Origin of the sequence: Mesorhizobium sp. M0663, from assembly GCF_040320585.1 — a bacterium.
Taxonomy (GTDB): domain Bacteria; phylum Pseudomonadota; class Alphaproteobacteria; order Rhizobiales; family Rhizobiaceae; genus Mesorhizobium.
This window is the reverse complement of the sequence record NZ_JAMYPX010000006.1, coordinates 173464-195509: the sequence shown is the minus strand read 5'-3', so window position 1 is coordinate 195509 and position 22046 is coordinate 173464. Positions and strand designations below refer to the sequence as shown.

The following is a 22046-nucleotide window of genomic DNA, read 5'->3' as shown; positions in this document are numbered from 1 at the left end:
TGGTGATGATTCGCACCGACGCCCCGCCCGGCCTGCCGAGGCGGGTTTTGTTTTGCCGATCGAGGTCCACGGCGTTGCCGGCAGGGACGTCGTCCGGCCTTAGCTGAAAGTTGCCAGCCGGCGAAATGCGACAATGCGGTAGACGAAGTGTCGCTCGAAGCGCCTCATCAGCGCCTGGATCGAAGCAAACAAGACGAACATCCGGCGAACCGGGCAATCACAACAAAGGCAGCGCGCCATGATCGCAAACCCAGATTTCCCGGCCGATTTTCGCGCTGCGCTCGCCAACCTCTTCCTGTGGCGGCGCGACGTCAGGCGATTCAAGCCGACGCCGCTCCCCGATGGAGCGCTGGAGCGGCTGCTCGAGCTTGCCAGCGCCGCACCGTCCGTCGGGCTGAGCCAGCCCTGGCGCTTCGTCGTCGCCGAGAGCGAAGCATGCCGCGCCGCCGTCAGGGCCTGCTTCGAGCGCTGCAACGCGGAGGCACTCCAAAGCTTTTGCGGTGAACGCGCCGCCCTGTATTCGCGCCTGAAGCTTGCCGGCCTGAATGAGGCGCCCTGCCAGCTTGCGGTTTTCGCCGACCGCGCAACCGAGCAAGGGCATGGGCTTGGCCGCCTGACCATGCCAGCCACCATAGACTATTCCGCTGTCATGGCGGTCCACACGATGTGGCTGGCGGCGCGCGCCGACGGAATAGGCATGGGCTGGGTCTCGATCCTCGATCCGGCCGAGGTGGCGACGATCATGGACGTGCCGGCGGAGTGGACGCTGATCGGCTATTTCTGCGTCGGCTACCCCAGCGAGAACCACAGCGTGCCGGAACTGGAACGGGAAGGCTGGGAGGTCCGGCGCGCTTCGATCGTGATAAGGCGGTAGTGCAACGGCGGCGCTGCCATCCTCTTTGCGCTCCTCCCTTGCAGGGCAGAATGGATATTCTGGATGATTTCGCCGATCGTCAGCATCGCCAACAAGAGACCGTGGCAAGGCCAGTCGTGACGGCCTTGATCTGAGGAAGGGCATTGAATGTTTCGCTGCGACGTGCAGGCCGAGATCTGGGTCTATCCGGGCAAGGGCGGCTGGCATTTCGTGACGCTGCCGCCGGAGCTTGGAGCCCGGATCAAGACGGCGATGGTGGGGATGGCAAGGCCCTGGGGCTCGCTTGGCGTGGAAGCCGTCGTCGGCCAGACCAGATGGCGGACATCGCTGTTTCCCGACAAGAAATCCGGCAGCCTGCTCTTGCCGATCAAGACCGCGGTGCGGGTCCGCGAAGGCCTCGGAGCTGGCGACACGGCAAACCTGACGATCGAGATGCAGTTATGACGACGTTGGGTCAGGCTGACGACGACGCGCTATAGGGCGGCCAGTCGATCGGACCCAAAGTGAGTACCGGTTTCTGGAAAATCCGATGCTCAGCAAAAAGATGGAGCGGCGGCATGGTTCGACTTGAAAGTCCGCCGCCCCAGCGCAGAAATGCGCGCTGCACCGGCCTCCCCTTGGCAAGCCGGCGGGCGGCTTGTATAGAGCCCGCCACCCTCAATTCCACTCTCCATCACAAGGACGATCCCATGGCGCTCGAACGCACTTTTTCCATGATCAAGCCGGACGCGACCCGTCGCAATCTCACCGGCGCTATCACCAAGATACTGGAAGATGCCGGCCTGCGCGTCGTCGCTTCGCGCCGGGTGTGGATGAGCCGCCGCGAGGCGGAAGGTTTCTATGCCGTCCACAAGGAGCGTCCGTTCTTCGGCGAGCTGGTCGAATCCATGTCGTCGGGCCCGACAGTCGTGCAGGTACTAGAAGGCGAGAACGCCATTGCCAAGAACCGCGAAGTGATGGGCGCCACCAATCCGGCAAGCGCAGCCGAAGGCACCATCCGCAAGCTGCACGCGCTGTCGATCGGCGAGAATTCCGTGCATGGTTCCGATGCGCCGGAAACCGCCGCGCAGGAGATCAAATACTGGTTCTCGGACACCGAGATCGTCGGCTGAGCCGGCATCCCGAACCCCATCAAGAAGGCCGGCACAACGCCGGCCTTTTTTGCTAAAGCGCGTCGCGTTCGACCGGCCTTCTGCGACGCGCGTCAGGTTTCTTGTCTTGATGCATGTCGGTATCGCAAAAACCGCTGCACAGTTTTGCGCGACATGCAGTAGCCGACATTTTCAGCTTCAGGCTCCTCGACGGGTCACGGGTGCGTTAAGCTCGGAGGGGCGGATCAAACGCGGTCCCGACAATGGAGCCGACCAGGCCATGACCAGCACCATTCCCGGTTTCTTCCAAGGCACCGAAATGCCAACCGGCGGCTGGTGGGAAGCGCTGTGGCCCGAGCCCGCCAGCGTCCTGGCGGCGGTCGGCATGAAGCCCGGCACGGACGTGGTCGATCTCTGCTGCGGCGACGGCTGGTTCACGCTGCCAATCGCCAGGGTCGCCCGTCATGTGATCGCCATCGACATCGATGCCGATCTGCTCGACGTCGCCAGGCGGCGGCTGGCCGAAGGAGGCGCGGGCAATTGCGAGTTTTTGGCGGGCGACGCCTATGAACTTGCCAGGCTGGTGCCTCAAACCGTCGACTTCGTCTTTATCGCCAACGCTTTCCACGGCGTTCCGGATCGGCCGCGCCTTGCCCGCGCCGTGCGCGCGACGCTTGGCCCTGCCGGTCGTTTTGCCATCGTCAACTGGCACCAGTATCCGCGCGAGCAAACCACGGTCCTGGGCGAGCCGCGCGGGCCAAAGACCGAGCTGAGGCTGTCACCCGAACAGACCACCGCGTCGGTGGAAGCGAGCGGGTTCAAGCTCGCCGAGCTGGTTGATGTGCCGCCCTATCATTATGGCGCGGTATTCAAACTCGCGACAAATTGACAATGCCTGGTGTAGGCGGTCGTCGCCCGATAGATCTCGCCCGCCGCCCCCTAGCGGCGGGTTCTGCCAGTCTATTTCGCCTCGCGTTCCTTCACGTTCGCATGTTCGTTCGCCGCTTCCGTGTCGGTGGACGGGGTCTTGGTCTCTTCACCTGAAAACGGGCTGCCCTGCCCCGGTGCGAGATCGCCGCTATGGCCGGCCTTGTTGGTCTGGAACGGTTGGCTGTCCGCTTTGAGACCGTGGTCAAGAGCATTGACGAGATGGTCGTCCGCCTTGGCAAGGCCGGTAAAGGCAAGGAGCGATGCACCGGTGGCGGCAAGGATAAGCGTATGCGTTTTCATGTCTGGACTCCTTTGAGTTAAGGCCAGAACGAGCCGCAGCCATTCTGGCGGCTTCAACGAAGGGACAAACGTCCCTTTTGCCTTACCCGCCATTTATGAAGAACTAACGCGCCCCCTGCCCGGCCTATTCCCGCTGAAACACAACGTGATCGGCATGCAGCTGCCGCAGAGAGTAATCGGCTTGGGTGATGCGCTAGCTCGCGGCGTTGAAGCGCAGAATGTCGCGGCCGCCGCTGTCAATGATGACAAGCTTGCCGGCGTCGACGTGGTAGGATGCCGCTTTGGCCAGCGCCTCGAACAGCGCCTTTTCCTCGGCCATGACCTGAGGCGCGCAGGCCTTGAAGGTCGAGCCGATGTCGCTGATGGCGATCGTCGAGCCGTCTACCTTGGCAGTGGCGAAATAGACGTTGCAAGGGCCGCTGCCGCCGGCCTTGCCGGCTTCGCTGATCCGGAATGTCGCCCGCGGCTCGGCAATCACGCCGACACCGTCGATATATTCGACCAGCCAGCTTTGGCCGAACACCGAGGCTGCCGCCGGCGCATCGCTCGGCGCCGCCATTTTCAGCATGATGGTCTGTGGCGCGTCGCTGAGCGGGTCGACCTGGTGGCGCGCATCTGTGACGAACAGCAGCCGGTCGTCGACAGTGATGCGCGCCTGCAGCGCGTAGGTCATATCAGGCCGGATCACCTGCGGATCGAAGCTGATCTCGAACTTGATCGGCACCTGGCCGGCCGGCACCACCTTGCGCTCACCGATGATTGCGGCCGGCGCGTCGGCCAGCGACACGTCGGCAAGCTGCACGGAAAGCACGGCATTGGGCGGCAGCGCGATGCGCTCGCGATAGATCACCTCGCCCTTGAGGGACCTTTCGGCAGCCGCGGAACGATCCGGAACGGCCAATATGCCGACGGCCAGCGGCACCAGCCCGAAGATGAAGAACTCGGCGATCCTGTCCAGCATGATCCTGCTCCCCTTCCGGCGAAGGGTCTCGCAGGATTGCGGTCAATGAATGGCTGGCCGGGTATGGGCATGGCTGTCCAGGGATTTATTTGGACGGCTGTTGCTTCCAGCGCCCCGCCGCCTTGTCGTCGGCCTCCTTGGCGTCGACCCAGCCGCCTTCAGAACCGTCGCTATGGTGTTCCTTTTTCCAGAACGGCGCGCGTGATTTCAAATAGTCCATCAGGAAATTCGCGGCCTCGAACGCCGCCTGCCGGTGGGCGGAAGCCGCCACCACCAGCACGATGTTTTCGCCGGGCGCGATCTTGCCGTGGCGATGGATGACGGTGAGCCCCTGCAGCGGCCAGCGCTCGATTGCCTCGCCGGCGATGCGGGATATCTCGGCTTCCGCCATGCCGGGATAATGTTCGAGCTCGAGCGCCGAGAGCCTGCCTTGCTCGTCGCGGCAAAGGCCGGAGAAGGTCACCACAGCGCCGATATCGTTGCGACCCCTGGTCAGCCTGGCGATCTCGGCGGCGACGTCGAAATCCTCCGCCTGGATGCGCACGACCGGCACCACCGCGGACATGGTTCAGCCACCGGTCATCGGCGGGAACAGCGCGATCTCGCGCGCGCCGGCGATCTTCTCGCGGTGCTCGACATGTTCCTGGTTGATGGCGACGCGGATCACGTCAGGATATTGCAGCGCGTTCTCGTACTCCTCGCCGCGCGATTTCAGCCAGCGCAACAGGTCGGCGACCGTTTCGATGCCAGCCGGCAGGTCGACGTCCTCCTCCGGTCTGCCGATCCGCTCGCGCACCCAGGCGAAATAGATGAGCTTCGTCGACATGTTACTCGTCCATGATGTGCTTGAGGCCGGCGCGGAAATAGTCGTAGCCGGTGTAGAGCGTCACCAGGGCTGCGATCCACAGCAGCACCAGCCCGGTCTGGGTGGTCAGCGGGAAGATCTTGTCACCGGCGGGACCTGCAAGCAGGAAGGCGATGGCGATCATCTGGATGGTGGTCTTCCATTTGGCGAGCTGCGTCACCGGCACCGAGACCTTCAAGGCCGCCAGATATTCGCGCAGGCCCGAGACCAGGATCTCGCGGCACAGGATGATGATCGCCGCCCACAGCGACCAGCCGGCGATGCCGGCATGGCGGTCGGTGTCGGCGGCAAGCAGCAGCAGGCAAGTGGCGACGAGCAGCTTGTCGGCGATCGGGTCGAGCATCTTGCCGATGTTGGAGGTCTGCTGCCAGGCGCGCGCCAGATAGCCGTCGAAGTAATCGGTGATCGAGGCGAGCAGGAAAATGATGAGCGCCGACCAGCGCGCGAAGTCGCTCGATTTCAGATGCCCTTCCAGGAAGAAGCACAGCACCACCAGCGGCACCGCCAGGATGCGGGCATAAGTGAGCATGTTGGGCAGGTTGAATGCGCGCTGAGCCATGTTTTGGGAACTCTTTCTGCCTGCTTAGTCAAATCAGAAGCGAATGTGGGGGGTCAACAGGCCAGAATCGATTAGCCAGCCGAAATGTCGGCAATACGTCTTAGCTCTCGTGAAAATGATTGTAGACCAATTTCGCCACCTGCTCGGAAATGCCGTCGACCTTGACCAGGTCCTCGACGGCGGCGCGGCTGACCGCCTTGGCCGTACCGAAATGCATCAGCAGCGCGCGCTTGCGGCCGGGGCCGATGCCGCTGATCTCGTCGAGCGGGCTCTTGACCATCTCCTTCTTGCGGCGGGCGCGGTGCGAACCGATGGCGAAACGATGGACCTCGTCGCGCAGCCGCTGGACGAAATAGAGGACCGGATCGCGTACGGGCAGCGAGAATGGGGCCTTGCCCTTGACGAAGAAGCGTTCGCGGCCTGCATCACGGTCCTGACCCTTGGCGATGCCGATGGCCACGACGCGGTCCTCGATGCCGAGATCGGCGAGGATCTTGCGCACCGCCGTCATCTGCCCTTGGCCGCCGTCGATGAGGATGACGTCGGGCCAGGCGGGGAAGCCGCCCGCGTCCTCGATATCGTCGCCCGGTTCGGTAGGGCTCGCCTCGCCCGCGCCCTCGGTTTGCGGGGCGTCGCCATGTTCCTTCAACAGCCGCGAAAAGCGCCGCTGCATCACCTCGCGCATCATGCCGAAATCGTCGCCCGGCGTGATCTCGGTCGAGCGGATGTTGAACTTTCGATACTGGTTCTTCACAAAACCTTCCGGCCCGGCGACGACCATGGCGCCGACGGCGTTGGTGCCCATGATGTGCGAGTTGTCATAGACCTCGATGCGCACCGGCGGTTTTTCCAGGCCGAAGGTCTCGGCAAAGCCAGTGAGCAGCCGCGCCTGGGTCGAGGTTTCGGCGAGCCGCCGGCCGAGCGCCTCGCGCGCGTTCTGCAGCGCGTTGTCGGTCAGGTCCTTCTTCTCGCCGCGCTGCGGCACCGAGATCGAGACCTTGCGGCCGGCGCGGGTGGAGAGCGCCTCCGCCAGCAAGTCCTGGTCCTCGACGCCATGCGACAACAGGATGGTGCGCGGCGTCGGCTTGTCGTCGTAGAACTGCGCCAGGAACGATCCCAGCACCTCGCCGGCTTCGAGCGCCGGATCTGCCTTGGGAAAATAGGCGCGGTTGCCCCAGTTCTGGCCGGTGCGGAAGAAGAACACCTGGATGCAGACCTGGCCGCCCTCCTGATGGATGGCGAAGACATCTGCCTCGTCGACGGTCTGCGGATTGATGCCTTGATGGCTCTGCACATGCGACAGCGCCGCCAGCCGATCGCGATAGATGGCGGCGCGTTCGAAATCGAGGTTCTCCGAAGCCTGCTGCATGGCGGCGGAGATCTCCGTCTTCACCTTCTGGCTGCGGCCGGAGAGAAAATCCTTCGCCTCGGCGACAAGCCTTGCATAGTCGCCGTGCGAGATTTCGCCGGTGCACGGGCCGGCGCAGCGCTTGATCTGGAACAAAAGGCAAGGCCGGGTGCGGTTCTCGTAGAAGGAGTCGGTGCAGCTCCTGAGCAGGAAGGCGCGCTGCAGCGAGTTGATGGTACGGCCAACTGCGCCGGCCGAGGCGAAGGGGCCGAAATAGTCGCCCTTGCGCGAGCGCGCGCCGCGGTGCTTGTAAATACCGGGCGAGACATGGTCGCCGGTCAACAGGATATAGGGGAACGACTTGTCGTCGCGCATCAGCACGTTGAAGCGTGGCCGCAAGCGCTTGATGAGGTTGGCTTCAAGCAGCAGCGCTTCGATCTCGGTGCGGGTGACGACGAACTCCATGGTCGATGTCTCGCGCACCATGCGGCCGATACGGCTGGTGTGGAACCGGCCTTGCGCGTAGCTGGTGACCCGCTTCTTCAGGCTGCGTGCCTTGCCGACATAGAGCACGTCGCCGGCGGCATTCATCATGCGGTAGACGCCGGGCGCATTGGGCAGCCGCTTTACCAGCGTCTGGATCACCTCGGCGCCGACCATGCCGTCGGCGTCGCCGGCATGCGGGGTCCAGTCGATGGCGGTGAAGGTAACGTCCGGACCGCTGGCTGCAGGCTCGACGACCTCCTCGGCCGCCTCGTCCTCGAGGTCGATTTCGGGCGGCAGGTCGTCGGCGCCACCGCGCGTTTTTTGTTTCTGGTCCATGGGGCTCATTCCGTCATGCCTGTCACATCGGGCGTCTGCCATGCAAGATGCTGGCCGCCGTCAAGCGCGATCATCTGGCCGGTGACCGAGCGTGCCGCCCAGAGATAACGGATAGTGGCACCGAATTCCGGCAATTCCGGGCCGCGTTTCAGGATCAGCCCGGCAATCTGGGCATCGAAATCGCTGTCGTGCTGGCGCGTGTTCTTCAAGGTCGGGCCAGGACCAATGGCGTTGACACGGATGCGGGGACCCAGCGCCTGCGCCATCATCTCGGTCGCCGCCCACAAGGTCGACTTCGACAGCGCATAGGAGAAATAACGCGGCGTCGGTCGCCAGACGCGCTGATCGATCATGTTGACGATCAGCCCCTCACTGTTCTGCGGCAAGGCCCGGGCGAAAGTCTGTGCCAACAGCGCCGGCGCCTTGACATGCATGGCGAAATGGCGATCCCAGGCCGGCCAGTCGAAATCCTCAACGCTGTCGTGCTCGAACAGCGAGGCGTTGTTGACCAGCAGCGACACCGGCCCGAGTGCCGCCGCAGCGCGGCCGACAAGGTTGCTGACCGCGTCCATGTCGGTCAGGTCGGCAGCAACCACTGCGGCCCGGCCATGTCGACCAAAATGACCACTGGTGATCTGGGCCGCCAGTTCCTCCGCCTCGGCCAGCGAGCGATTGCAATGAATGGCGACGGCAAAACCATGCGCGGCAAGATCTTCGACGATCGCCCTGCCGATCCGCTTCGCCCCGCCCGTCACCAGTGCCGTCGCGGCGACCTTGCTCATCTGTCAATCCTTAATCCGATGCCGATTCCGACCTGCCGGGATCGCGCCGGCAAATTATGGCCCGCCAAGCGTTAAATCCCATTTCCACCTGGGGCAGGATTGTGGCAAAGTGGCCGGTGGGCGTTTTGGCTCGACCGGAATTCGGGCCAGCCCGCCCGCAATATAGGGCGCTGGAGCCCTTACACCAAGCCGTGTGCAGTGCAGCACGGCGAACCTGCTGACATTCGCTGTTGCGAAGATGCAACGTCAAGGTTCTGCCTCATTCGTGCCAGGTAATGACCCAAGTTCAGGTTCGCTTCAGCCGCATTTCGACACGACATTTGGAACCGTTGAACGCCGGATCCGTTTCACCCCCCGGACGGGTTGAGGGCGCTCATGAAAAAACAAGCCTGTGTCCTGTGGCTTAAGGAGTAAAGAACAATGCAAGCCAATCTTAAATTTGCGCGACCGCTCGCGGTGGCGTTTGGGCTGTTCGCCCTCGGCGGAACCGCCTATGCCGCGGACGTGGTTCAGGAAGAGCCGCCGGCACCTGCCCCGATCGCAGAACTTCCGGTCGCATCCTGGGCCGGTCCCTATGCCGGTGTGAGCGTCGGCTACGGCTTCGCTGGCCATGCCAAAGCCAAAGACATTGGCGTCGACGTCGACACCAAGGGTTTTGTCGGCGGCGTCTTCGGCGGCTATAACTGGCAGCAGGAGAACTTCGTCTACGGTGCCGAAGCCGATATCGGCTACAACGGCGTCAAGGGCGACGATGCCGGCATCGAGGCCAAGGGTGGCTTCGAAGGCTCGCTGCGTGCCCGCCTCGGCTACGCTGTCACCCCGGATATCCTGCTCTACGGCACCGCCGGTGGCGCGCTGAAGAACCAGAAGATTGAAGCTGCCGGCGTAAGCGACACCAACACGCAGTTTGGCTGGACAGCCGGCGTGGGTACCGACATCAAGATCACCGACAATGTGTTCGGCCGTGTCGAGTATCGTTACACGGACTTCGGCAGGAAGGACTTCGACGGTATCGGCAAGGTCAAGTCGACCGACAATCGCGTCACCTTCGGCGTCGGTATGAAGTTCTAAGTCGTCCAAGCCACGACACGAAAAAGCCGGGCCTCGCGCCCGGCTTTTTTTGTTGGCATCGGTTGAGACCGCTTGTCCTCAAGCCGGGATAGCGGGCTTCAGCTCCGGGAATTTCTCGTCGAAGCGTGCCGCCCAGCGCGTCAGCCGGCCGCGGCCCTTTTCCCATTTTCCAGCGAAGCGCAGCGAGAGATAGCCGAGGCAGGCGCGCAGTGCGATCTGGCCGAGGGTGATTTTCTTCGGCAGCTTCGGCGGGTTCGCGTTGAGCAGATCGAGCGCGGCCGAAATCTTCGTCCACTGGCGCTCGAGCCAAGGCTGGTAGACCATCTCTTCCGGCCGTGTGCGCCGCTCATAGACCATCGACAGCGCGCAGTCGCAGATGCCGTCGGCCAATGCCTCCAGCACCTCCGCCTCAAGGCGCTTGTCGGGATTGCGCGGAAACAATGCGTTCTTCGACATCCGGTTGAGATGCTGGGTGATGGCGCGGCTGTCGTGGACCGAGCGGCCGTCATCGAGCACCAGCACCGGGATCTTGCCGAGCGGATTGGCGCCGATCAGTTCGGCCGGCCTTTCCTCGGTCTTTATCGGCACGAGATCGACCGCAATGCGGGCATGAAGTGCTGCCATGCGCACCTTGGAACTGTAGGGGGAAGTAGACGCGTAGAGCAGTCTGGGCATTGTCGATTCCTGTTTGCCGGCTACAGCTCCATATGCCCCGTTGGACGCGCAAAAGGACGCTGTAGCATTGTGACTTCGCGCATGACCCTTACCGAAAATCGATTCCGACAGGGGCTCGTGCGTGGCACTGTTGACCGATCATGCAGGGTTCATCAACGGCCAGAGGCGGAAAACCGCGCCGCCAGCGTGCAGCCATAGTCTCGCGTTCGGATGCGATCCGGAGGTGCGGCGGCAGACGCGAGCAGGTCGGACAATCCAGATCCGAGCAACTACCAACTCGGCCTTGCACCGAAGGTTGGTTTTGGCAGCCACGAATATCCCACCGGACTTCGCCGCATGGCGAAGTCCTGGGAGCTGCGAAAAGACGTCTTCCTCCCGCCTCTTTCTGGTCCTGCCCGACTGTCAACCAAGAAGCGAGGCGCCTGTCCGGCATCCCGCCCTGGCTGTCTTGAGTACTGTCCCCTGCGACAGCAGGACCGCGACTACTTCTTGGCCTTCGCCTTTGCGGGCGCTGCCTTCGGCTTGGCCGCGGGCGCTGCTTTCTTCACTGCTGCAGAAGATTTCGCAGCGGCGGCCTTTGCCGGTGCTGCCTTCTTCGCAGCGGGCTTCGCCGCGGCCTTTGCAGCCGGCTTCTTGGCCGGTGCCGCCTTCTTTGCCGGTGCAGCCTTGGCCTTGGCCGGTGCTGCTTTTGCCTTGGCCGGTGCTGCTTTCTTCACGGCTGGTTTTGCCGCGGCCTTGGCGGCCGGCTTTTTGGCCGGCGCTGCTTTTGCCTTAGGCGCAGCGGCCTTCGCTTTGGCCGCGGGTGCTGCTTTCTTCACAGCAGTTGCGGCCTTTGCCGCGGCTGCTTTTGCCGGTGCTTTCTTTGCCGGTGACTTTGCCGGTGCCTTGGATGCCGGCGCTTTGGATGACTGCTTAGCCATATCATGCCCCTTCCGTTGTGCCGACGGCCGTTATTGACCCGGCGCGCATTGCATATCTGACTCGCGGCTTGCTAGCCAGCGAAGCATTAGAATGATTTTTGTAGCTTAAGTTTCGGTTACGGCGAGCGCGCGACCATTTTACCCGCGCAAAAATCGGCTGCGAATCTTTGTGTCCCGCAGCGAAGTTCTGCGACAGAAATTCTGGTCGCTCTATCTCGACCGGTCTTCTCGTCAAGCTCATGACCTGTTCGACCAGCTTTGCGCTTCAACGTCCGACGCTCGGCGCGAACATTGTCAAGAGCGAAGGCGGTCGCCCGCCTCGTCTTGTCCGAAACGATAAACTACAGGTAAGTAGGAAGCAACGCGACGAGCACGCCGCTGCACTATCTTGCACGACGCGATGAAAGTAAGCAGATAGCTCGCATTTCTAAAGGACAGGATATCGTTCGATAGATCCGGTCGAGCCGACCGTGATCGAAAGCGCTCGGCCGTTCAGGCGCCGAGCGGTTCACGGCTTATCTGCAGCCGGCGCGAAGGCTCGGCCCTGTGGAGATGGACGGCGAAGGTATCCCATGGCGGCATGACCGAAATCTGCGCCAGGATGCGCCCCGCTTCACCGCGATGATAGCCGCCGTGCAGTACGACGTGGGTCAGCATTTCCTGTCGCGACATCAATGCCTTATCCCCGTCGGTGAACACGAATGCGACGGGCTCGGACAGCTGCCGCGACGAAACGGTTTCGAGATAATCGAGATACCAGCGATCGGTCGCTGCGACCGCGGCGCGAAGTTCGTCGAACGCCGGCGTGTCCTCGGTGGTGTCGGCGGAGTAGCCATGGCTTGCGTCAACCAGGTGCGCCGAGAATATCCGCGACACCACATGGCTGTGATCGACGAGCCGTATCACGGCCTGCCGTTCCTTGCCGTGAACATGCGGGTCGAGACTCGCGAGCTTTTCCAGCAGTTCGTCATTGGCCCAGGCCTGATAGGCAAACAGGCTGCGAAGCAGAGCGAGCGCATTCATGGTCGGTGTCCTTTTCCGGAAATGCGAGTATGTTGTTTATATTTTCAGGAGAATGGGCGAACGTGTCTACTCGCATTGCAAAACCGCATCCGCGCATGCGCAAACAGCCGCGCCAGGCGCGTTCCAGGGCAACCGTCGAGGCGATCATCGAGGCGGCGGCTCATGTTCTGAGCGGGCTGGGCTGGGCCGGCTTCACCACCAACAAGGTTGCCGAGACAACAGGTGTAAGCATCGGCACGCTCTACCAGTATTTTCCCGACAAGCTTTCCCTGCTCGCTGCCGTCCGGCGCCGTCACTTCGATCATGTGCTGTCGGTCATTCGCGATTCGGCGGAAGACCAAAAGCCGCTCAGGAAATTCGCGCAGGAGCTGGTGCGCGGCATGATCGCCGCGCACAGCATTCACCCGACACTACATCAGGTGCTGCTCGACGAGGCGCCGGGCGATCGCGGCTCCAGGGCCGCCCATGCTTCGTTCCAGGCACAATACCTCAACCACTATGCGACTGCTGTCGCCACTTATCGCAAGCCAAGGAAAGGCGCCGACATGCAGACCGTGGCGCGCGTGCTGTCGTCAGCGATCGAAGGTGTGATCCACAACGCGGCACGCCGGAACATGCTCGCCGCGCCGGAGCTGCAAAAGCAACTCGTCGAACTGGTCTGCGCCTACCTATCGGGAGCAGGCCGCATCGGTCGATAGCGCATGGCACGGCGGAAGTCGGGATTTCTGTGTGTCGTTCAAACCCGGCTTATGAGGTGCGGCAAGGACGATGCCAACAATGCCGCACCTGATGCGGCCAAGAGTGCGAGGACGATCTTTCGAAAAGTCGCCTCGCTAACGCCGATGTAGAGTCTCGCGCCAAGGAGTGTTGGTATCAACATCGCCGGCGCGACGACGGCAAACATCGGCAGCATTTCGAGCTTGATCTTTCCGGCCGCAAGATAGGCAGCCATCGTCATGGAGAGGGTCACAAGGTTGAAATTCTGGATGACAATACGCTGCCTGTCCTTTTCCCATTGGCGCAGCACGCACCACAGCGTTGGAACCGGGCCGGTGAAGCCGCCAAGTCCACCCATGACGCCGCCGACCAGACCTATTGCACCGTCTGCAACAGGACCCCCGACCGTGATGGGAGGGAGGCGACGCGCAAAGAGCATCAAGGGACACCAAACGACCAGCAGCGCGCCGAAGACCAGCTTGAACAACTGCACATCCAGCAAGGGCAGGATGGCGACACCGACCGGAATCCCTATGGTCCCGCCGATCAGGAAGGGCAGCAGAAGCCTGAGATCGAAACCCCGGCGGACGGTGACGGCGGCGATGATCTGGCCGGTGAGCGCCCCAAAGACCGCCATGGCAGCAGCAAGCTGGGGCTCCACGGTCCAAACCCAAAACGACATGGCAACCAGACTGAAAGCGAACCCGGACAGCCCCTGGACGAAGCCTGCAACGACCGCGCCGAGAGCAACAGTATAAACAAGCGAATCCATGTGGTGCTGTTTCCCCGCAAACTCGTGACAGCAGATCGCGCTTCCCGCGAATGCTGCGCCTCATGGAAACGGTGACGGTCGATCAGGTGGCCGGTGCTAAAAAGTCGGAATCAGCGAGTGCGCGATCAGCGCAGGACGCGGCAGCGGCCGTTGTAGACCATCCAGCGGTCGAAGCCCGAGACGCAGAATTCGACATTGTCGCCGATCGAGGCAAAACCCTGGCCTTCCTCGATCAGGTACCAGATGGTGCGGGCGCCGCCGTCGGAGAGGCTGACGGTGGCGCCGCAATAACGGCGGCCGATCGGCCAGGTGTCGTCGGCCGGCAGATAGCGATGCTGGTGGATGCGCTGGAAGTCGACGATCTGCACATCGGGCAGATGCGGCACGTGATGCACCTGATAGGAGAAGCGGTCGGTGATCTTGTTCAGCACCCAGGCCTCGCCGCAGACGCCGCTATCCTCGTCGGTATAGATTGCAAGGTCGGCCGCCTGGACTGCCTGGGTGACGCCAAGAGGCGCGGCCAGCGGCGTGCAAAAGGCGAGCAGTGCGGCAAGGGCGGATTGGGCGAAGCGAGTCATGGCAGCCTCTCAAGGTCGACTGCGTGCACTGTGCGGATTCGCTGACGCGCGGTCAAGCGGTTGTAGCGACCGTGGTTGTGGTGACGATGGTTGCGCTGACGGAACGGCAGGGCCGCGCCTCAAACTACTCTCCCGCCAGCCAGTCCAGCGTCCAATGCGACGGCTGCTCAAGTGCAAGCAGCCGGTGCAGCGCCGGCAGCAGCGTCCGTAACTCGCCTTCCAGCGTGAAGGGCGGATTGACCACCACCATGCCGCAGCCGTCGAGGCTCGGCTCGACGGCGTCCGGCCTGATCTCAAAACCGATGTCGAGCAGCTTCGAAATGCCCGTCTGCTTCAGCGCCTTGCGGAAGGCGGCGACCGCCCTGCGGTCCTTGAGCGGATACCACAGCGCGTAAATCCCTCCTGGCCAGCGCCGATGGGCTCTTTGCAGCCCGTCGACCAAGCGACCGAACTCGCCCTCTTCCTCGAAAGGCGGATCGATGAGCACGAGGCCGCGCTTTTCCTTTGGCGGCAGATGCGCGCCGAGCGCCAGCCAGCCGTCGAGCTCGATCACCCGGGTCTGGAAGTCACCGTCGAACAGCGCCTTCAGCCTGACGACATCCTTAGGGTGCAGTTCGACTGCCGACAGCCGGTCCTGCTTGCGCATCAGGTGCCGGGCGATCAGCGGCGAACCCGGGTATTTTTTCACGCCGCCGTCCGGATTGAGCGAATTTACGGCTTCAAGATACGGTGACAGCAGTGCCGCCGCCGGCGCATCGAGGGCCGCATCGACGAGCCGGCCGATGCCGCCTTGCCATTCGCCGGTCTTTTGCGCTTCGGTCGAGGACAGATCGTAGCGGCCGATCCCGGCATGGGTGTCGATGACCCGAAACGCCTTGTCCTTCTGCTTCAGATATTCGATCAGCCGACTGAGCACGACATGCTTGACGACATCGGCGAAGTTCCCGGCATGGTAGGCGTGGCGATAGTTCAATTGGAGCCCCTGCCCCAGCGCGGCGGTGGCGGCTGCGAGTTTGGATTTTCCGGCCGGCGGCCGCCGAAACGGAATGCCAGCACCAGCCCGACCAGGCCGGCCGCCATCAGGGAAAAACCGACCGGGCGCGCCCGGCGGTCGACCTCGCCGGCACCCGAGCGCAGGACGAGATCGACGGCCCGCATCGGAATGCCTTCGGCGTCGCCCGGACCGACGGTGAAGATGTAGGAACCAGGGGTAACGGTCGGGATCAGGCCGGCCTCGTCGCGAAAGATCCTGTCCGGCAGTTGCGGGCTGACCTGGCGCGGATTGTCGGAGTGATTGAACTGCAGCGTCGAGGCGAGCACCGTCCTGCCGCCTGTGGCGGCAGTGAGGGTCAACACAGTGCGCTGCTGCGAGACGATGCGCTCGGCTCTCGCCGTAAGGTCGACCAGCACGCGTAGCGGCCCGTCGCGTGCGCTCAGGGGCACGGTCACCGGCTTGAACCGGCCCTGGTCGTAAACCCGCCAGGTGCCGATCTCACGGCCGGAGAAATTGGTCATCGCCCAGGGATAGACGACGCCGATGCCGGTACCGATGAGCAGTATCAGGGCGAACAGGGAGCGCATGAGGTCAAGACCCGGTGTTCGGCGCGCTGGCGCAGTCGCGGGCGTTCTCCATTTCGTCCAGGAGCATGTCAAGGCCGAGATCAAACGTCCGGTCGAATTCGGCGGTGCCGAAATAACGCCCGGCCGCAGCTACTTTTGGAAAATCCTGCGCCAGTTGCTCGTCGCTGACGATGGTCACGGCCGAAGGCCCCCTTGCATAGCCGGCAGTCTCGTCGAGGATGGCACCCATCAGATAATAGCCGGTGGTGCGGAACAGCCGCGCACCCAGTTCCGGTCGGAAGCCGCCGGCCTCGAACAGGCCAAGGATGCCGTTCAGCCAAGTGAGACAGGTCGGCGAATTCATCCGGTAGGTTACAAGGAACGTGGCAAAGGCCGGGTGCTCACGCGCGACGCGGCGGAAATCCTGCACGGCAATGCGTAACCTTTGTCGCCAAGGGAGGTCCGCGTCGGGCATTTCGAGGGAGCCGATCAGCCGATCCACCAAGGCTTCGAAGAGATGCGCCACCGAAGGAAAGTGGTGATAGATGCTCATGGCTTCGCAGCCGAGTTCTGCCGCCAGCTTGCGCATCGAAAACCCGGCGAGGCCCTCGCTCTCGATAACCTTCAAAGCCGCATCCTCGATCATCTCGCGAGACAGCCGGCCGCGCAGTCGCTTTTTTTTGATCGATGTGTCCATGGTATCGCTTGACAACTTACACTGTAAGGTTCATTTTCGACGTTACCTTACACCGTAAGGCCAACAAACGCCAGAGGAGAACGTCATGTCTGCCTATCGTACTCTTTCATCAACGCATTCTTCCATCCGCCGTGCCTGCCTGCTCGCCGCCACCTGTGTGCTGACGCTGGCTGCAGCTCCTTCTTATGCCGATGAGTATGACGCAACCGTCAAGGACATCCAGTCGACCATGGGCGGGGTGCCCGGTTTCGTAAAGCAGTTCCCGAAAGCCGGTCTGCCCGGTGCATGGGCCGAGGTCAAGGCCATCCAGCTCAGCGACAAGACGGCGCTGTCGCCGAAGGTCAAGTCGCTGATCTCGCTGGCGGTGGCGGCGCAAATCCCGTGCAACTACTGTATCTGGTCGGACACGCAGGACGCCAAGCGCGCCGGCGCCACCGACGAGGAGATACAGGAGGCGGTCGCCGTTTCAGCGCTGACCCGCCATTGGAGCACCATCTTCAACGGCATGCAGGTCGATTTCGATACGTTCAGGAAGGAGATGGGCGGGCAGTAATGCTTTCGTTATTAGAGCGGGACGCGTTCAGACTGAATTAGCCTTCCCGCTTCGACTGTTTGTGTGATCCGCCAGCACCTCATCGATGACCCGCCACGATTTTTCCGCCTCGCGCTGGTTGCCGTCATGTCCCGAAGCGACGATCAGCGCCTTCCACAACGCCCAGCCCCGTGCGCGCGCCCAGCTGTGCTCGTCAAGGGCAATGGCGTCGCGGAACGCCTGACGGCTCTCGCCGTAAAATTCCGTCCACGCGATCACCAGATCACAGGCAGGATCGCCGATAGCCGAACTACCGAAATCGACGACCGCGTAGAGCTTGCCATCTTCGACGAGCAGATTGCCCGAGGCGACGTCGCCATGGACCCAGACCGGCGGCCCGTGGCCTCGCGAGGAAGGGGCCGTCGCCCACACGGCCTCGGCGGCGGCCTTGTCGATGCGGCCGCCGAGCGCCGAGAGCGCGGCTCGGGTCTCGGCGTCGTAGACCGAAAGCCGGCCACCGCGGTGGAAATTATGCTGCCCTGCCGGTGGCCCATCGGCAGCGTCGATCCGGTAGAGCGCAACCAGAAAGCCGGCCAGCGAACGGGCGAACTCGGTAAGATCGGCAATCAGTCCACCAGCCGCCGGTCTGCCGCCAAGCCAGCGATAGACGGACCAAGGCCATGGATAGCCTTCCCCGGGCGCGCCTTTGGCCAGCGGCACGGGTATCGGCAGAGGCAGGTGAGGCGCCAGGCGGGGCAGCCAGCGATGCTCCTTCTCGACCTGGGCGACATAGGCGGCAGCGCTCGGCAGCCGCACCGACATGCTGTCGCCCAGCCGGTACGTGCGGTTGTCCCAGCCGCCAGGCTCGACCGTCTCTACCGGCAGGTCCGCCCATTTGGGGAACTGCGCGGCAATCAGCCGGCGAACAAGTGCGGCATCTATCGGCATGCCTGGCGTTCGTTCATCGGGCGGCATCGAGCTTGCTCCGGTCTTCTGAATAGCCGGCGGTCCATCTTTTTGTCATCGCACTCTTGCGGCGCCAGTGATTCCCTTGCCGGCAAATTCTCTAAGCCTTGCGTTCCCAGCGCCGGTCAGGCGTTTGCTGCCAGTAGGTCACGGTGTGGCCGGCCTCCTTCATTGTCTTCCAATGCGTGCGTGCCGCCTCTAGCTGGGCTGCATCGTGGCCGTCGAACAGGAACACGGCGCGCTGGTAGCCGCCAAGCTCCGGCGGCACCGCCCCATCGACCAGGAAGCGTATCTGCGCCTGGTTCGGATTGTCGGGGCCGACGGTCAGAACCACCGGCTGCTCGGCGGGATGGGCTTCGCGATCCGTCGCGTGGGCCAGGAACGAATCGTCCCGGAAAGTCCACAGATGCTGGTCCAGCGCGTCGCGCCGTTCCTCGGTGCCGGTCTGCACCACGGCGCGCCAACCGCGATCGACACTGCGCTCCAGGAGGCCGGGCAGCGCATCCTCCAGCGTCGATTCGGTCAGGTGATAAAACAGAATCTCGGCCATGCGTTCAGTCTACATTGTCGGAGTCCCGCCCCAGCCGCTCATTGCTCGTAATGATCGCGCACCAGCCGGTCGAGCAGCCTGACGCCGAAGCCGGAAGCCCATGACTGGTTGATCTCGTTGGAAGGCGCGCCCATCGCGGTGCCGGCGATGTCGAGATGCGCCCAGGGCGTGTCCTTGACGAAGCGCTGCAGGAACTGCGCGGCGATGATGGCGCCGCCATGGCGGCCGCCGATGTTCTTCATGTCAGCATTCTTGGAATCGATCAGCTTGTCGTATTCGGCGCCGAGCGGCATGCGCCACACCCGCTCCTGCGTCGCCTGTCCGGCCGCCGTCAGCCGGTCCGCCAACTCGTCATTGTTGGAGAACAGGCCGGCATAATACTGGCCGAGCGCGACCATGATGGCGCCGGTCAGCGTCGCCAGATTGATCATGAATTTCGGCTGGAAGCGGTCGTTGCAGTACCAGAGCGCATCGGCCAGCACCAGGCGGCCCTCGGCGTCGGTATTGAGCACTTCGATAGTCTGGCCCGACATGGAGGTGACAATGTCGCCCGGTCGCTGAGCGTGGCCGTCGACGGCGTTTTCAACCAGCCCGACAATGCCGACGACATTGACCTTCGCTTTGCGCGCGGCCAGCGCGTGCATCAGCCCGGCGACGGCAGCAGCGCCGCCCATGTCGCCCTTCATGTCCTCCATGCCCGACGCCGGCTTGATCGAATTGCCGCCGGTGTCGAAGGTGACGCCCTTGCCGACAAAGGCGACCGGGCTTTCCTTGGCCTTGCCGCCGTCCCACCGCATGACCGCGATGCGGGCGCCACGCGGCGAACCCTGCGCTACGCCCAGCAGCGAACCCATGCCGAGCTTCTTCATTTCCTTCTCGGCCAGGATCTCGACCGTGACGCCGAGCGCCTCCAGTTCGGCGATGCGGGCGGCGAATTCCACCGGTCCCAAAACATTGGCCGGTTCATTGACCAAATCGCGCGCCAGCAAGACGCCGTCGATCACCGCCGCTTCATCGGCGAAGGCCTTCTTTGCAGCTGCCGGATCGGCGGTGTGAATAGTCACCTTGACAGGCTTTTTTGGCTCGCGCTTGTCGTCACCATTGTTCTTTTTGGTCTTGTACTTGTCGAAGGAATAGCTGCGCAGCAGGATGCCCGCTGCAAGCTGAACGGCTTGCCTGCCGCTGACGGCCGCACCGGGAAGATCGAGCACGACGGCCACTTCGGTTGCCTTGCGAAAGGACGCGGCAATCGTGCCGCCGAGCTTCAGCCAGGCGTAATCATCGAGATTGGAGCCCTTGCCGGCACCGACAGCCACCAGCCGCTCGAGCGATGTCCCTTCCGGTGCCAGCACTTCGACCAGGCTGGCGAATTTGCCGGTGAAGTCGGCGACCGGAAAAGCCCGCTCGAGGGTCTTTGCCGGATCGCAAGCCCTGGCGGCATCGCTGAGGCCGCCCTCGTCGGCCACCAGAACGAAAACGCTGCCTTTTTTGGGCGCGGCGAATTTGGCAAAGGCGATCGAGGGTCTCGAATTCATCATGTCCTGCTTTCGGGGAAGTGAGTTGGATTATTGCGAGAAACGTTCGTCAGTGAGCGGCGGGTTGAAACAGCTCGATGACATTGCCCGATGGGTCTTCGAGCAGCGTCTGGGAACCGCCGACGCCCGTTATGATATCGTTGCGAAAGACAAGTCCAGCACTCTTGAGGCGCGCAACCTCTTCTTTCAGGTCCGGCACCACCAACAGGATGCGATTCCAACCTCCCGGCACCGGCTGCCGGCCATCCGGCATCGCCCGTGCACCCGAACTGCCGGGTCCGCTTAGAAGGAGCCGTAAAGCGCCGCGTGTGACGGAAGCAAACGCCGGTCGGGCGTCCTGTTCAACAGCGAAGCCCAGATGTCCACAGTAGAAGTCGATCGAGGCGGCGACATCATCGACCATGTAGCGAATGCTGACTGGCGTCATGACTATTGACCTTTCGGTTCGAGCACGTTTCAACAAGGCGTGTCTATTGCGGGCGGAACAGTCGGCATAGTCCGGCTCATTATCGCTGCTTGACAATCCGCGCCGCTATCGCCCTGGCCTGAATGCGGGCGTTGGCGAAACAACCGCGAATGCTCGGCCGCATGCCGGTAAACCACAGACCGGGCAATTTCGGATCGGCATCGCCGCCGTTGAAAAGCGGAACGCCCTTGCCGTCGAGAACGCCGAGCTTGCCGACCATCTGCTCCAGACCGGTGCGATAGCCGGTCGCCGCAATGACGATATCGGGCGTGATCAACCTGCCGTCATTCAACACGATGCCGTCTTGGGTAAATTCCCGCAATAGTGGCACCACCACGATCGTGCCTGCCTTTATGGCGCGAACCGCGCCGTCATCGGCTGCGATCGCGGTGTAGTCGGCGCTCAGACGGCTCGCACCGCCTATGGGAGCCGGCGGAAGCCCAAATTTCGTCAGGTCGCCGAAAACCAGGCGCTGGGTTGTCGCCATCACCGCATCGGCCAACCGCACCGGCAAGCTCGCCATCAACGGTGAAAGCCTGTGGACGGCGACCTTGCCGATGCGTTTCGGCAGCAGCGACGGGCCGTTGCGGGCCGACAGCCAGATGCTTTGGGCATCTGCATTCGCAAGATGATTGAGTGCATCGAACCCCGAATTGCCGGCTCCGACGACCAGCACCTTTTTGCCGACGTAGTCCTTCGCCTCGCCAAAATCGGCCGAATGGATAATCCGGCCTGCAAAATCCTTCATGCCTTTCCACGCGGGAATAAACGGCTGCCGGTCGCGCCCGGTGGCGACGACGACATGGCGCGCCAGACGACGTCCGGAGTTCGTCCGCACGGTCCAGTGATCGCCGTCGAACGTGATCTCTTCAACGGCAACGCCGAATGCGACCGGCAGACCATGCGCCTGGCTGAAATCGTTCAGATGGCGAATGACGGCCGATTTATGCGGAAAAGCCGGGGTGCCTGCGGGATAGCCGACGCCGGGCAGCGTCGAGAGATCGCGATGCGTATTGAGGTGCAGCCGCTGGTGCCGCCGATGCCAGGGTTCGGCAAGCCGGCTCTCCTTTTCCAGGACGAGCGTCGGTACGCCGGCCTTCATCAAGGCGTGGGCGGCGGCAAGGCCGGCCGCGCCGGCGCCGACCACGATCGCGCCGTCAAAGACGGTTTCCCGACCGGTTTGATCGCGCAATTTTTCCGCTTCCATGCTGGGGCTCGACAGATCCTGACCCGTCTTATCATGTCGCGGCGGTCGCGACCGGCGCGACATTTGGTCGTTTTGCCGCATTTGACAAGACTTTGGCCGAAATCGCTCCCATATGCGATATCGAACCATCCACGATTCGTCGCGGCACGGCCCCGCTTCCCGCCGCAACCTGTTGTTAACCAACAATGTTCGCTCTTTCTTATCCATTGCCGCCGACACTCCGGCCCAGCGGATTTTGCGATCCG

27 protein-coding genes are annotated in these 22046 nt (G+C 63.0%); 7 read left to right on the top strand and 20 right to left on the bottom strand.

Annotated elements, in window-relative coordinates; translation table 11 throughout:
• Positions 1 to 238: 238 nt before the first annotated feature.
• The 4 genes from bluB to NKI54_RS14790 all read left to right on the top strand — a co-directional run bounded on the left by bluB (position 239) and on the right by NKI54_RS14790 (position 2854).
• Positions 239 to 874, top strand: a complete 636-nt coding sequence (gene bluB / locus NKI54_RS14805) for a 5,6-dimethylbenzimidazole synthase (protein ID WP_352636518.1) — start codon at positions 239 to 241, stop codon at positions 872 to 874.
• Between the two features lie 147 nt (positions 875 to 1021).
• Positions 1022 to 1318, top strand: coding sequence for a DUF1905 domain-containing protein (locus NKI54_RS14800; protein WP_352636517.1), 297 nt, complete (start codon positions 1022 to 1024; stop codon positions 1316 to 1318).
• A gap of 245 nt (positions 1319 to 1563) precedes the next feature.
• Positions 1564 to 1986 carry a nucleoside-diphosphate kinase gene (ndk, locus tag NKI54_RS14795; protein WP_023677669.1) on the top strand — a complete coding sequence of 141 codons (423 nt, stop codon included), beginning with the start codon at positions 1564 to 1566 and terminating at the stop codon, positions 1984 to 1986.
• Positions 1987 to 2245: 259 nt separating this feature from the next.
• The gene (locus NKI54_RS14790) at positions 2246 to 2854 is read left to right on the top strand and encodes a class I SAM-dependent methyltransferase (RefSeq protein WP_352636516.1); all 609 of its coding nucleotides are present in this window, start codon (positions 2246 to 2248) and stop codon (positions 2852 to 2854) included.
• 71 nt (positions 2855 to 2925) lie between these two features.
• Here NKI54_RS14790 and NKI54_RS14785 read toward each other — a convergent pair whose 3' ends face one another.
• The 7 genes from NKI54_RS14785 to NKI54_RS14755 form a co-directional block, all read right to left on the bottom strand.
• The gene (locus NKI54_RS14785) at positions 2926 to 3195 is read right to left on the bottom strand and encodes a hypothetical protein (RefSeq protein WP_023677671.1); all 270 of its coding nucleotides are present in this window, start codon (positions 3193 to 3195) and stop codon (positions 2926 to 2928) included.
• A gap of 193 nt (positions 3196 to 3388) precedes the next feature.
• Positions 3389 to 4156, bottom strand: a complete 768-nt coding sequence (locus NKI54_RS14780) for a YbaY family lipoprotein (protein WP_352636515.1) — start codon at positions 4154 to 4156, stop codon at positions 3389 to 3391.
• 85 nt (positions 4157 to 4241) lie between these two features.
• Entirely contained in the window at positions 4242 to 4721 is a 480-nt protein-coding gene (locus NKI54_RS14775) for a molybdenum cofactor biosynthesis protein MoaE (protein WP_352636514.1), read from the bottom strand.
• Between the two features lie 3 nt (positions 4722 to 4724).
• Positions 4725 to 4982, bottom strand: a complete 258-nt coding sequence (moaD, locus tag NKI54_RS14770; protein ID WP_352636513.1) for a molybdopterin converting factor subunit 1 — start codon at positions 4980 to 4982, stop codon at positions 4725 to 4727.
• Between the two features lies 1 nt (position 4983).
• Positions 4984 to 5580: a CDP-diacylglycerol--glycerol-3-phosphate 3-phosphatidyltransferase gene (gene pgsA / locus NKI54_RS14765; RefSeq protein ID WP_352481786.1), complete on the bottom strand. Its 597-nt coding sequence runs from the start codon at positions 5578 to 5580 to the stop codon at positions 4984 to 4986.
• Positions 5581 to 5680: 100 nt separating this feature from the next.
• Positions 5681 to 7759 carry an excinuclease ABC subunit UvrC gene (uvrC, locus tag NKI54_RS14760; RefSeq protein WP_352636512.1) on the bottom strand — a complete coding sequence of 693 codons (2079 nt, stop codon included), beginning with the start codon at positions 7757 to 7759 and terminating at the stop codon, positions 5681 to 5683.
• Entirely contained in the window at positions 7756 to 8532 is a 777-nt protein-coding gene (locus tag NKI54_RS14755) for an SDR family oxidoreductase (protein ID WP_352569697.1), read from the bottom strand. Before NKI54_RS14755 ends, uvrC begins: the two co-directional genes overlap by 4 nt.
• 420 nt (positions 8533 to 8952) lie before the next feature.
• On the opposite strand from NKI54_RS14755, the gene NKI54_RS14750 reads away from it, so the two are divergent.
• Positions 8953 to 9603 carry an outer membrane protein gene (locus NKI54_RS14750; RefSeq protein WP_292662341.1) on the top strand — a complete coding sequence of 217 codons (651 nt, stop codon included), beginning with the start codon at positions 8953 to 8955 and terminating at the stop codon, positions 9601 to 9603.
• A 78-nt stretch (positions 9604 to 9681) separates the two neighbouring features.
• Here NKI54_RS14750 and NKI54_RS14745 read toward each other — a convergent pair whose 3' ends face one another.
• The 3 genes from NKI54_RS14745 to NKI54_RS14735 form a co-directional block, all read right to left on the bottom strand.
• Positions 9682 to 10278, bottom strand: coding sequence for a glutathione S-transferase family protein (locus NKI54_RS14745; protein ID WP_352569696.1), 597 nt, complete (start codon positions 10276 to 10278; stop codon positions 9682 to 9684).
• Between the two features lie 482 nt (positions 10279 to 10760).
• Positions 10761 to 11198 (bottom strand): hypothetical protein, encoded by a 438-nt coding sequence (locus NKI54_RS14740; RefSeq protein WP_084641221.1) that lies wholly within the window; start codon positions 11196 to 11198, stop codon positions 10761 to 10763.
• Positions 11199 to 11690: 492 nt separating this feature from the next.
• Positions 11691 to 12221 (bottom strand): DinB family protein, encoded by a 531-nt coding sequence (locus NKI54_RS14735; RefSeq protein WP_352594392.1) that lies wholly within the window; start codon positions 12219 to 12221, stop codon positions 11691 to 11693.
• A 62-nt stretch (positions 12222 to 12283) separates the two neighbouring features.
• On the opposite strand from NKI54_RS14735, the gene NKI54_RS14730 reads away from it, so the two are divergent.
• Positions 12284 to 12919: a TetR/AcrR family transcriptional regulator gene (locus NKI54_RS14730; RefSeq protein ID WP_502896680.1), complete on the top strand. Its 636-nt coding sequence runs from the start codon at positions 12284 to 12286 to the stop codon at positions 12917 to 12919.
• A gap of 38 nt (positions 12920 to 12957) precedes the next feature.
• Here NKI54_RS14730 and NKI54_RS14725 read toward each other — a convergent pair whose 3' ends face one another.
• The 5 genes from NKI54_RS14725 to NKI54_RS14705 form a co-directional block, all read right to left on the bottom strand.
• Entirely contained in the window at positions 12958 to 13710 is a 753-nt protein-coding gene (locus tag NKI54_RS14725; RefSeq protein ID WP_352691802.1) for a sulfite exporter TauE/SafE family protein, read from the bottom strand.
• A 125-nt stretch (positions 13711 to 13835) separates the two neighbouring features.
• Positions 13836 to 14288, bottom strand: a complete 453-nt coding sequence (locus NKI54_RS14720; RefSeq protein WP_023677684.1) for a hypothetical protein — start codon at positions 14286 to 14288, stop codon at positions 13836 to 13838.
• Positions 14289 to 14412: 124 nt separating this feature from the next.
• Entirely contained in the window at positions 14413 to 15261 is an 849-nt protein-coding gene (locus NKI54_RS14715; protein WP_352622390.1) for a 23S rRNA (adenine(2030)-N(6))-methyltransferase RlmJ, read from the bottom strand.
• Positions 15258 to 15869, bottom strand: coding sequence for a hypothetical protein (locus NKI54_RS14710; protein WP_023677686.1), 612 nt, complete (start codon positions 15867 to 15869; stop codon positions 15258 to 15260). The genes NKI54_RS14715 and NKI54_RS14710 overlap by 4 nt, the downstream gene beginning before the upstream one ends.
• Before the next feature lie 4 nt (positions 15870 to 15873).
• Entirely contained in the window at positions 15874 to 16545 is a 672-nt protein-coding gene (locus NKI54_RS14705) for a TetR/AcrR family transcriptional regulator (RefSeq protein WP_352636510.1), read from the bottom strand.
• A gap of 85 nt (positions 16546 to 16630) precedes the next feature.
• Here NKI54_RS14705 and NKI54_RS14700 point away from each other — a divergent pair, with 85 nt between their 5' ends.
• Positions 16631 to 17098: a carboxymuconolactone decarboxylase family protein gene (locus tag NKI54_RS14700; RefSeq protein WP_352636509.1), complete on the top strand. Its 468-nt coding sequence runs from the start codon at positions 16631 to 16633 to the stop codon at positions 17096 to 17098.
• A 27-nt stretch (positions 17099 to 17125) separates the two neighbouring features.
• On the opposite strand, the gene NKI54_RS14695 is transcribed toward NKI54_RS14700, so the two are convergent.
• The 5 genes from NKI54_RS14695 to NKI54_RS14675 form a co-directional block, all read right to left on the bottom strand.
• Positions 17126 to 18052 (bottom strand): aminoglycoside phosphotransferase family protein, encoded by a 927-nt coding sequence (locus NKI54_RS14695; protein ID WP_352691799.1) that lies wholly within the window; start codon positions 18050 to 18052, stop codon positions 17126 to 17128.
• 91 nt (positions 18053 to 18143) lie between these two features.
• Positions 18144 to 18593: a DNA polymerase III subunit chi gene (locus tag NKI54_RS14690; protein WP_023677690.1), complete on the bottom strand. Its 450-nt coding sequence runs from the start codon at positions 18591 to 18593 to the stop codon at positions 18144 to 18146.
• Positions 18594 to 18631: 38 nt separating this feature from the next.
• Positions 18632 to 20128, bottom strand: coding sequence for a leucyl aminopeptidase (locus tag NKI54_RS14685; protein WP_352638431.1), 1497 nt, complete (start codon positions 20126 to 20128; stop codon positions 18632 to 18634).
• Between the two features lie 49 nt (positions 20129 to 20177).
• Positions 20178 to 20555, bottom strand: a complete 378-nt coding sequence (locus NKI54_RS14680; protein WP_023677692.1) for a VOC family protein — start codon at positions 20553 to 20555, stop codon at positions 20178 to 20180.
• A 79-nt stretch (positions 20556 to 20634) separates the two neighbouring features.
• A complete protein-coding gene (locus NKI54_RS14675) occupies positions 20635 to 21801 on the bottom strand; it encodes a flavin-containing monooxygenase (RefSeq protein ID WP_352569686.1) in 1167 nt (388 codons plus the stop codon).
• Positions 21802 to 22046 lie beyond the last annotated feature (245 nt).

Coding starts and splice junctions, on each gene's coding strand:
- NKI54_RS14710 (WP_023677686.1), bottom strand. CDS start 15,869: ATGCGCTCCCTGTTCGCCCTGATACTGCTCATCGGTACCGGCATCGGC.
- NKI54_RS14745 (WP_352569696.1), bottom strand. CDS start 10,278: ATGCCCAGACTGCTCTACGCGTCTACTTCCCCCTACAGTTCCAAGGTG.
- NKI54_RS14720 (WP_023677684.1), bottom strand. CDS start 14,288: ATGACTCGCTTCGCCCAATCCGCCCTTGCCGCACTGCTCGCCTTTTGC.
- NKI54_RS14750 (WP_292662341.1), top strand. CDS start 8,953: ATGCAAGCCAATCTTAAATTTGCGCGACCGCTCGCGGTGGCGTTTGGG.
- ndk (WP_023677669.1), top strand. CDS start 1,564: ATGGCGCTCGAACGCACTTTTTCCATGATCAAGCCGGACGCGACCCGT.
- moaD (WP_352636513.1), bottom strand. CDS start 4,982: ATGTCGACGAAGCTCATCTATTTCGCCTGGGTGCGCGAGCGGATCGGC.
- NKI54_RS14700 (WP_352636509.1), top strand. CDS start 16,631: ATGTCTGCCTATCGTACTCTTTCATCAACGCATTCTTCCATCCGCCGT.
- NKI54_RS14725 (WP_352691802.1), bottom strand. CDS start 13,710: ATGGATTCGCTTGTTTATACTGTTGCTCTCGGCGCGGTCGTTGCAGGC.
- NKI54_RS14755 (WP_352569697.1), bottom strand. CDS start 8,532: ATGAGCAAGGTCGCCGCGACGGCACTGGTGACGGGCGGGGCGAAGCGG.
- NKI54_RS14685 (WP_352638431.1), bottom strand. CDS start 20,128: ATGAATTCGAGACCCTCGATCGCCTTTGCCAAATTCGCCGCGCCCAAA.
- NKI54_RS14785 (WP_023677671.1), bottom strand. CDS start 3,195: ATGAAAACGCATACGCTTATCCTTGCCGCCACCGGTGCATCGCTCCTT.
- NKI54_RS14735 (WP_352594392.1), bottom strand. CDS start 12,221: ATGAATGCGCTCGCTCTGCTTCGCAGCCTGTTTGCCTATCAGGCCTGG.
- uvrC (WP_352636512.1), bottom strand. CDS start 7,759: ATGAGCCCCATGGACCAGAAACAAAAAACGCGCGGTGGCGCCGACGAC.
- pgsA (WP_352481786.1), bottom strand. CDS start 5,580: ATGGCTCAGCGCGCATTCAACCTGCCCAACATGCTCACTTATGCCCGC.
- NKI54_RS14680 (WP_023677692.1), bottom strand. CDS start 20,555: ATGACGCCAGTCAGCATTCGCTACATGGTCGATGATGTCGCCGCCTCG.
- NKI54_RS14775 (WP_352636514.1), bottom strand. CDS start 4,721: ATGTCCGCGGTGGTGCCGGTCGTGCGCATCCAGGCGGAGGATTTCGAC.
- NKI54_RS14690 (WP_023677690.1), bottom strand. CDS start 18,593: ATGGCCGAGATTCTGTTTTATCACCTGACCGAATCGACGCTGGAGGAT.
- NKI54_RS14695 (WP_352691799.1), bottom strand. CDS start 18,052: ATGCCGCCCGATGAACGAACGCCAGGCATGCCGATAGATGCCGCACTT.
- NKI54_RS14675 (WP_352569686.1), bottom strand. CDS start 21,801: ATGGAAGCGGAAAAATTGCGCGATCAAACCGGTCGGGAAACCGTCTTT.
- NKI54_RS14705 (WP_352636510.1), bottom strand. CDS start 16,545: ATGGACACATCGATCAAAAAAAAGCGACTGCGCGGCCGGCTGTCTCGC.
- bluB (WP_352636518.1), top strand. CDS start 239: ATGATCGCAAACCCAGATTTCCCGGCCGATTTTCGCGCTGCGCTCGCC.
- NKI54_RS14790 (WP_352636516.1), top strand. CDS start 2,246: ATGACCAGCACCATTCCCGGTTTCTTCCAAGGCACCGAAATGCCAACC.
- NKI54_RS14780 (WP_352636515.1), bottom strand. CDS start 4,156: ATGCTGGACAGGATCGCCGAGTTCTTCATCTTCGGGCTGGTGCCGCTG.
- NKI54_RS14740 (WP_084641221.1), bottom strand. CDS start 11,198: ATGGCTAAGCAGTCATCCAAAGCGCCGGCATCCAAGGCACCGGCAAAG.
- NKI54_RS14800 (WP_352636517.1), top strand. CDS start 1,022: ATGTTTCGCTGCGACGTGCAGGCCGAGATCTGGGTCTATCCGGGCAAG.